The following is a 1579-nucleotide window of genomic DNA, read 5'->3' on the forward strand; positions in this document are numbered from 1 at the left end:
GCCTGGCGGCGTCCTACTCTCACGGAGGCAAAGCCTCAACTACCATCGGCGCTGGAGAGCTTAACTACTGTGTTCGGTATGGGAACAGGTGTGACCTCTCCGCTCTTGCTACCAGACAAGATATATTATAAGCATTTCTTAAGAAAAATGCAAGGGATAATTTTATTTATACCCTAAAAACTAAATAAGAGTGTTTTATCTACGAATCAAACCAAGATAGATAGTTAGTTAAGTCCTCGATCGATTAGTATCCGTCAGCTGCACGTGTCACCACGCTTCCACCTCGGACCTATCAACCTTATCGTCTCTAAGGGATCTTACTCACTTAAAGTGATGGGAAGTCTCATCTTGAGGGAGGCTTCATGCTTAGATGCTTTCAGCACTTATCCTTGCCACACGTAGCTACCCAGCTATGCTCCTGGCGGAACAACTGGTACACCAGCGGTGTGTCCATCCCGGTCCTCTCGTACTAAGGACAGCTCCTCTCAAACTTCCAGACGCCCACGACGGATAGGGACCGAACTGTCTCACGACGTTCTGAACCCAGCTCGCGTACCGCTTTAATGGGCGAACAGCCCAACCCTTGGGACCGACTACAGCCCCAGGATGCGATGAGCCGACATCGAGGTGCCAAACCTCCCCGTCGATGTGAACTCTTGGGGGAGATAAGCCTGTTATCCCCGGGGTAGCTTTTATCCGTTGAGCGATGGCCCTTCCATGCGGAACCACCGGATCACTAAGCCCGACTTTCGTCCCTGCTCGACTTGTGGGTCTCGCAGTTAAGCTCCCTTCTGCCTTTGCACTCTGCGAATGATTTCCAACCATTCTGAGGGAACCTTTGGGCGCCTCCGTTACCTTTTGGGAGGCGACCGCCCCAGTCAAACTGCCCACCTGAAACTGTCTCCGGACCGGATCACGGCCCTGGGTTAGAAGGTTCATACAGCCAGGGTGGTATCCCACGGGTGCCTCCACCGAAGCTGGCGCTCCGGATTCGATGGCTCCCACCTATCCTGTACAAGCTGCACGAACATTCAATATCAGGCTACAGTAAAGCTCCACGGGGTCTTTCCGTCCTGTCGCGGGTAATGCGCATCTTCACGCATCGTATAATTTCACCGGGTCTCTCGTTGAGACAGTGCCCAAATCGTTGCACCTTTCGTGCGGGTCGGAACTTACCCGACAAGGAATTTCGCTACCTTAGGACCGTTATAGTTACGGCCGCCGTTTACTGGGGCTTCAGTTCTACGCTTCGCACGCAAGTGCTAACGTTTCCCCTTAACCTTCCAGCACCGGGCAGGTGTCAGCCCCTATACTTCGCCTTTCGGCTTCGCAGAGACCTGTGTTTTTGATAAACAGTCGTTTGGGCCTATTCACTGCGGCTTCTCGGACGAGAAGCACCCCTTCTCCCTAAGTTACGGGGTCATTTTGCCGAGTTCCTTAACGAGAGTTCTCCCGCTCACCTTAGGATTCTCTCCTCGCCTACCTGTGTCGGTTTGCGGTACGGGCACCTCTTTCCTCACTAGAGGATTTTCTAGGCAGTGTGGAGTCAGGAACTTCGGTACTCTATTTCCCTCCCCAT

The 1579-nt window shown here is 52.8% G+C and carries 2 rRNA genes; both read right to left on the reverse strand.

From position 1 onward, the window contains the following. Positions 1-116, reverse strand: a 5S ribosomal RNA gene (rrf, locus tag J2Z81_RS15640). Between the two features lie 108 nt (positions 117-224). Further along, positions 225-1579 (reverse strand): 23S ribosomal RNA (locus J2Z81_RS15645); the annotation flags it as partial.

The sequence above is a fragment of the Virgibacillus alimentarius genome, assembly GCF_017874635.1.
In the GTDB taxonomy this organism is placed as follows: Bacteria; Bacillota; Bacilli; order Bacillales; family Amphibacillaceae; genus Virgibacillus_B; species Virgibacillus_B alimentarius.